This window comes from Parviterribacter multiflagellatus, assembly GCF_056863265.1.
In genome coordinates, this window is record NZ_JBXPIZ010000006.1 from 398798 (window position 1) to 404899 (window position 6102).

Consider the following 6102-nt stretch of genomic DNA (forward strand, 5'->3'; position numbering starts at 1 on the left):
GGTGCTTCGCCCGGTCCGCCGGGCGCCGCCCGCGCGGGACGCGGGTGCGAAGCTGGGTCGATGGGACGTCTGGACGAAGTCGACCTGTCGGCGAAGCTCGCCCGGGACGAGTACGAGCCGCGGCTGGCGGCGGCGCAGCAGCGCATCCTCCAGCTGCGGCTGCGGTGCGCGGGGCTGACCGGCGACGGGCGGCTGGGGCCGCCGGTGTGCGTGTTGTTCGAGGGGTGGGACGCCGGCGGGAAGGGCGGCGCGATCAAGCGGCTGCTGGCCGAGCTCGATTCGCGGCACGTCCGCGTCGCGCAGTTCGCCGCGCCGACCGAGGACGAGAAGCGCCACCACTTCCTCCACCGCTTCTGGCCCGCGCTGCCCGGCTGGGGCGGCATGGCCGTGCTCGACCGCAGCTGGTACGGGCGGGTGCTCGTCGAGCGCGTCGAGGGGTTCGCGACCGAGGAGCAGTGGCGGCGCGCGTACGGGGAGATCACCGCGTTCGAGCGGATGCTCCACGACGAGGGGATGCTGGTCGTGAAGGTGTGGCTCCAGATCTCCGACGAGGAGCAGCTGCGGCGCTTCAAGGACCGCGAGAAGGACCCGCTGAAGAGCTGGAAGCTCACCGACGAGGACTGGCGCAACCGGGACAAGCGCCCGCAGTACGAGGCGGCCGTCGAGGACATGCTCGCGCTCACCGACCACGAGGGCGGGCGCTGGCACGTCATCCCCGCCGAGTCGAAGAAGTTCGCGCGCGTGGCGGTGATCGAGCGCGTGATCCGCGAGATGGAGAAGGCGATGATCCGCCACGGGCTCGAGGTCCCCGAGCCGGTAGCGGTGGGCTAGGCGCCGACGACCGCCCAGCGGCGCCCGCGGAACCGCACCGCGAGCGTCGCGAGGCGGACGACCATCAGCAGGATCAGGCCGACCCAGACGCCGAGGATGCCCCAGTCGAAGGCCAGCGAGAGCAGCGCGACGGGGACGTAGGCGCCGAAGCCGGCGAGCAGCATCGTCCAGGCGAGGTAGCGGGTGTCGCCCGCGCCGATGAGGATGCCGTCGAGCGCGAACACCGCCGCGCCGAGCGGCTGCATGAGCGCGAACAGCGGCCAGATCTCGTGGGCGCGCGCGATCACGTCGTCGTCGCCGGTGAACGCGCGCGGGACGACGTCGATCAGCACGAGCAGGACCACGGCCATCACGAGGCCGACCGCGACCGACACCTCGATCATCCGCCGCGCCGCCGCGAACGCGCGCTCCGCGTCGCCCGCCCCGAGCATCCGCCCGACGAGCACCTGCCCGGCGATCGCGATCGCGTCGAGCACCAGCGCGAGGAAGACGAAGAGCTGGAACGCGACCTGGTGCGCGCCGAGCGCGTCCGCGCCGAACCGCGCGATCACCGCGGACGCGACGAGGAACGAGCCGGTCAACGCGGCGGTGCGGACGATGAGGTCGCCGCCCGTGCGGAGCATCGGCGTCAGCAGCGCGCGGCGCGGCCGGCGCGACTCGGCGGGTGCGCGCAGGAGCAGCCACACGAACGCCGCGCCCATGCCCGCCTGCGCGATCACCGTGCCCGCGGCGCTCCCGTCCAGACCCCACCCGAAGCCGTAGACGAACAGCAGCTCCAGCACGAGGTTCACGAGGTTGCCCGCGCCCACGACGTACAGCGGCGTCTTGAGCTGCGACACGCCGCGCAGGTAGCCCTGGCCCGCGAGCGCGATCAGCGCGAACGGCACGCCGAGCGCGCTGATGCGCACGTACCGCTCCGCCATCGCCGCCACCTCGCCCTCGCCGCCGAGCAGCGCGATCGCGGGGCCGGCGAAGACGACGAGCAGCGTCGTGAGCGTGGCGCCGACGGCCAGCGCCAGCCACAGCGCCTGCGCCGCGTACGCGCCCGCGCGCTCCTCCTCCCCCGCGCCGTGCAGCCGCGCGACCATCGCCGTCGTCCCGTAGGTGAGGAAGATGCACAGCGAGACGAGCGTCGACAGCAGCGTCGCCGCCAGCGCGAGCGCCGCGAGCTCCGGCGTCCCGAGGTGGCCGACGATCGCGGTGTCGGTGAGCAGGTAGAGCGGCTCCGCGGCGAGCGCGCCCAGCGCGGGCACGGCGAGCGTGAGGATCTCGCGGTCGTAGGGGCTGCGGAGCACCCGCGCGACTCTACGATCACGTCTCGATGTCGCTGCGCCGCCTCGTCCCCCTCGCGCTCGCCCTGGCCGGCGCGGCCGGCGCGGGCTGCGGGGACGACGATCCGCCGCCGGTGCCGCTCGCGTGCACGAGCGGGGCGCAGGGCGTCGTCGAGGCGCTCGCCGCCGCGCCCGGCGAGGTCGTGCTCGACGAGGGCGGGACGCGCATCAGCGAGTGCCTGCGCCGCGCGACGTCGCAGGCGGAGCTGCAGGAGGTCGGCGTCACGCTCACCAACGCGGGGGAGGAGCTGGAGACCGCCGCGCTCGACGGGGACGCCGTCGCGGCGCTGCGGCTCGGGTACCTGGCCGGTGCCGCGCGCGTGGGCGCGGGGGACGCGATCGACGGCGGCCTGCAGGTCGAGCTGGCCTACCGCATCGAGCAGTCGTCGGGCGCGGTGGCGACCGACGGCGGCGCCGCGGTGGCCACCGCGATCGCGGAGGGCGAGCGGGCCGGAGCGGCGCGCGGGTGAGGCTGCGGCTGTTCCACGCCCCCGACGGCGCCCGCGTGGCGTACCGCGAGGCGGGCGCGGGGCCGCCGCTGGTGCTCGTCCACTCGTTCCTGCTCTCCCACCGCGAGCTCGCGCCGGTGGTCGAGGGGCTCACGCACCGCTACCGGCTCGTGCTCCCCGACCTGCCGCTGCACGGCGACAGCGAGGACCGCCCGCGCCACCCGTACACGCGCGACTGGCTGGCGGACGTGATGAGCGCGTTCGTCCACGAGGTCGCCGGGCCGCGCGCGACGGTGTGCGGCCACGAGGCGGGCGCGGAGATCCTGCTCCACGCGCTGGCGAGCGGGCGGCTGCGGGCCGAGCGGCTCGTGCTCCTCCCCAACCGGATGCACACGACCGGGACGCCGTCGCCGCTCGTGCGGCGGTGGATGCCGCTTGCGCGCGCGGGCGCCTTGCCGGGCGCGTCGCGCGGGCTGGCGCGGGCGGCGCGCCACGTGATGCACGAGTCGCTCGGGCCGCGGCTGAGCGCGACCCACGCGCCGGAGGTGCAGGACCTCGTCCGGCACGCGTTCGCGGACGTCGCGGGCAACCCGAACCTCGTCCGCTCGTGGGCCAAGCTCGCGCACGGCTGGCCGCGCGACGCCCAGCGCTGGCTCCTCGACGCGTACGCCCGCGTCGACCTCCCGGTCCTCCTGCTGTGGGCGGACGCCGACCCGCTCCACCCGCTCCGCCCCGCCGAGGAGGCCCTCGACCTCTTCCCCGACGCGCAGCTGCGCGTCCTCGACCAGTGCGGGTTCCTGCCGGCCTACGACGACCCGGTCGGGCTGGCACGCGAGCTGGCGGCGTTCTGCGGCTAGGGCCTATGGTGCGTTCCCGCAAGACGAACGCGACGACGAGTGAGGGTCCACATGGCGACGGCTGAGCAGCTCTGGGGCGGCGAGACCACGAAGGCGATCGACAACTTCCCGATCTCCGGGGAGCGGGTGCCGGTGCAGGTCGTCCGGTGGCTCGGCCGCATCAAGGGCGCCGCCGCGCGCGTCAACGCGGAGCTCGGCCTGCTCGACAAGGACCTGGCCGAGAAGATCGGCGCGGCCGGCGACGCGATCGCGGGCGGCGAGCACGACGACCAGTTCCCGATCGACGTCTTCCAGACCGGCTCGGGCACGTCGTCGAACATGAACACCAACGAGGTCATCGCGAACCTCGCGGGCGCGCACCCGAACGACGACGTGAACATGGGCCAGTCGTCGAACGACGTCTTCCCGTCCGCCGTCCACCTCGCGGCGCTCGACGAGGCCACGAACCGCCTGCTGCCGGCGCTGGCCGCGCTCGAGCAGTCGCTGACCGCGAAGTCCGAGGCGTTCGCCGACGTCGTCAAGTCCGGCCGGACGCACCTCATGGACGCGGTGCCGGTCACGCTCGGGCAGGAGTTCGCTGGCTACGCCGCGCAGATCCGGCTCGGCCAGAAGCGTGTCAAGAACGCGCTCCCGCAGGTCGCCCAGATCCCGCTCGGCGGCACCGCCACCGGCACCGGCCTCAACACGCACCCGAACTTCGCCGCGGGCGTCCGCGCGAAGCTGAGCGAGGCGACCGGCCTGACGATCTCCGCGCCGGAGGACCCGTTCGAGGCGCAGGCCAACCGCGACGCGCTGGTCGAGCTCTCGGGCGCGCTGAAGGTCATCGCGGTGTCGCTCATCAAGATCGCCAACGACCTCGCGCTGATGGGCTCGGGCCCGCGCTCGGGCATCGGCGAGCTGTTCCTCCCCGAGCTGCAGAAGGGCTCCTCGATCATGCCGGGGAAGGTCAACCCGGTCATCCCAGAGGTCGTCCTCCAGGTCGGCTGCCAGGTGATCGGCAACGACACGGCGATCACGGTCGCGGGCTCCCAGGGCCAGTTCGAGCTGAACGTGCGCATCCCGCTGATCGCGCGCAACCTGCTCCAGTCGATCCACCTGCTGACGACGACGTCGACCGCGCTGAAGGAGAAGTGCGTCGACGGGATCGAGCCGAACTACCCAGGCTGCGAGAAGTCGGCCGAGGGCACGCTCGCGGTCGCCACCGCGCTCAACCCGTACATCGGCTACGACAAGGCATCGGAGATCGTCAAGGAGGCCGCGGCGAGCGGCGGAACGCTGCGCGAGGTCGCGCGCGCGAAGGGCGTGGACGAGGCGACGCTCGACAAGGCGCTCGACCTGCGCAAGATCGCGGCCGGCTCGAAGGCGCAGGGCTGACCGAGACCCTCAGCCTCGGCGCGCTCAACCGCGCCACGCTCGCGCGCCAGCACCTGCTGGCGCGCGCGGAGGACCTCGGCGTCGTGGAGGCCGTCGACCACCTGGCCGGCCTCCACGCGCAGGAGCCCAAGCCGCCGTTCCTCGCGCTCCATGCGCGCCTGGCGGGCTTCGAGCGCGACGACCTGCTCGGCCCGCTGCACGCCGGCGAGCTGGTGCGCGGGACGCTGATGCGCGGCACGCTGCACCTCGTCACGCCGGCCGACTTCGCCGCGTGGCGGATGCTGCTGGCGTCCGACGAGGAGCAGGTGAAGAAGGTCCTCGGCGCGCGGGCGAAGGGGCTCGACGGGGCGGAGGTGCTGCCGGTCGCACGGGAGCTGCTGGCCGCCGAGCCGCGCACGTTCGGGGAGCTGCGGGCGCTCCTGTCCGAGCGCTTCCCGGACGTCCACGAGCGGGCGCTCGGCTTCCTGTCGCGCATGCGGCTGCCGCTGACGATGGTGCCGAGCCACGACGCTTGGGGCTTCCCGCGCGACGCGCGGTTCGCCCTCGCGCCGGACGAGCCCGCGCCGGCCGGCGACGCCGCGCGCGAGGCGCTCGTGCTGCGCTACCTCGCGGCGTTCGGGCCCGCGTCCGTGGCGGACGCGCAGACGTGGTCAGGGCTGAAGGGCCTGAAGCCCACCTTCGAGGCGCTGCGCGACCGGCTCGTCGTCTTCAAGCTCGAGGGCGGGCGGCGCGAGCTGTTCGACCTCCCCGACGCCCCGCGCCCGACCGCGGACACGCCGGCGCCGCCGCGCCTTCTCGGCGAGTTCGACCAGCTCGTGCTCGCGCACGACGACCGCGCGCGCGTCATCGCGGACGACCACCGCAAGCTGGTCACCACGAAGAACCTCCGCATCAAGGCGGTGTTCCTCCTCGACGGCGTGGTCGCCGGGACGTGGACGAGCGAGGTCGCGCACGGGGCCGCGACGCTCACGCTGGAGCCGTTCGGGAAGCTCGCGGTAAGCCGTAAGCGACCGCTGACCACCGAGGCCGAACGCGTCTTGCGCTGGCTCGAGCCGGACGCCACCAGCCACGCGGTCCGCGTGGCCTAGGTGTAAGTCCCGAGCAGGTTGTTCAGTCGCTGGGCCGGGGTTTGCCGGCTGAGGGCGCTGTGTTGGCGGCGATGGTTGTAGTGCCAGAGCCATCCGTCAAGGGCTGCGGTGCGTTCTGCGCTTGAGCGGTAGATCGCGCCGTAGGCCCAGCCGTCGAGCATCGTGCGGATGA

7 protein-coding genes are annotated in these 6102 nt (G+C 73.9%); 5 read left to right on the top strand and 2 right to left on the bottom strand.

All coding sequences use genetic code 11. The features are described from left to right. The first annotated feature begins 60 nt into the window (after positions 1 to 60). A complete protein-coding gene (locus tag AC1UE5_RS15465; RefSeq protein ID WP_482925028.1) occupies positions 61 to 831 on the top strand; it encodes a polyphosphate kinase 2 family protein in 771 nt (256 codons plus the stop codon). Here the strand turns inward: AC1UE5_RS15465 and AC1UE5_RS15470 are convergent. Beyond that, on the bottom strand, positions 828 to 2126 hold the full coding sequence (locus AC1UE5_RS15470; protein WP_482925030.1) for an MATE family efflux transporter: 1299 nt from the start codon (positions 2124 to 2126) through the stop codon (positions 828 to 830). The two genes, AC1UE5_RS15465 and AC1UE5_RS15470, sit on opposite strands and share 4 nt — an antisense overlap. A gap of 26 nt (positions 2127 to 2152) precedes the next feature. Here AC1UE5_RS15470 and AC1UE5_RS15475 point away from each other — a divergent pair, with 26 nt between their 5' ends. The 4 genes from AC1UE5_RS15475 (at position 2153) to AC1UE5_RS15490 (ending at position 5930) form a co-directional block, all read left to right on the top strand. After that, complete coding sequence (locus AC1UE5_RS15475; protein ID WP_482925032.1) at positions 2153 to 2632, top strand: hypothetical protein; 480 nt, start codon at positions 2153 to 2155, stop codon at positions 2630 to 2632. Further along, positions 2629 to 3468: an alpha/beta fold hydrolase gene (locus AC1UE5_RS15480; protein WP_482925034.1), complete on the top strand. Its 840-nt coding sequence runs from the start codon at positions 2629 to 2631 to the stop codon at positions 3466 to 3468. The genes AC1UE5_RS15475 and AC1UE5_RS15480 overlap by 4 nt, the downstream gene beginning before the upstream one ends. A 51-nt stretch (positions 3469 to 3519) precedes the next feature. Beyond that, a complete protein-coding gene (locus AC1UE5_RS15485) occupies positions 3520 to 4842 on the top strand; it encodes a class II fumarate hydratase (RefSeq protein WP_482925036.1) in 1323 nt (440 codons plus the stop codon). Between the two features lie 83 nt (positions 4843 to 4925). Further along, a complete protein-coding gene (locus AC1UE5_RS15490) occupies positions 4926 to 5930 on the top strand; it encodes a winged helix DNA-binding domain-containing protein (protein WP_482925038.1) in 1005 nt (334 codons plus the stop codon). Here the strand turns inward: AC1UE5_RS15490 and AC1UE5_RS15495 are convergent. Beyond that, on the bottom strand, positions 5927 to 6091 hold the full coding sequence (locus tag AC1UE5_RS15495; RefSeq protein WP_482925056.1) for an integrase core domain-containing protein: 165 nt from the start codon (positions 6089 to 6091) through the stop codon (positions 5927 to 5929). The two genes, AC1UE5_RS15490 and AC1UE5_RS15495, sit on opposite strands and share 4 nt — an antisense overlap. Between the last annotated feature and the right edge of the window lie 11 nt (positions 6092 to 6102).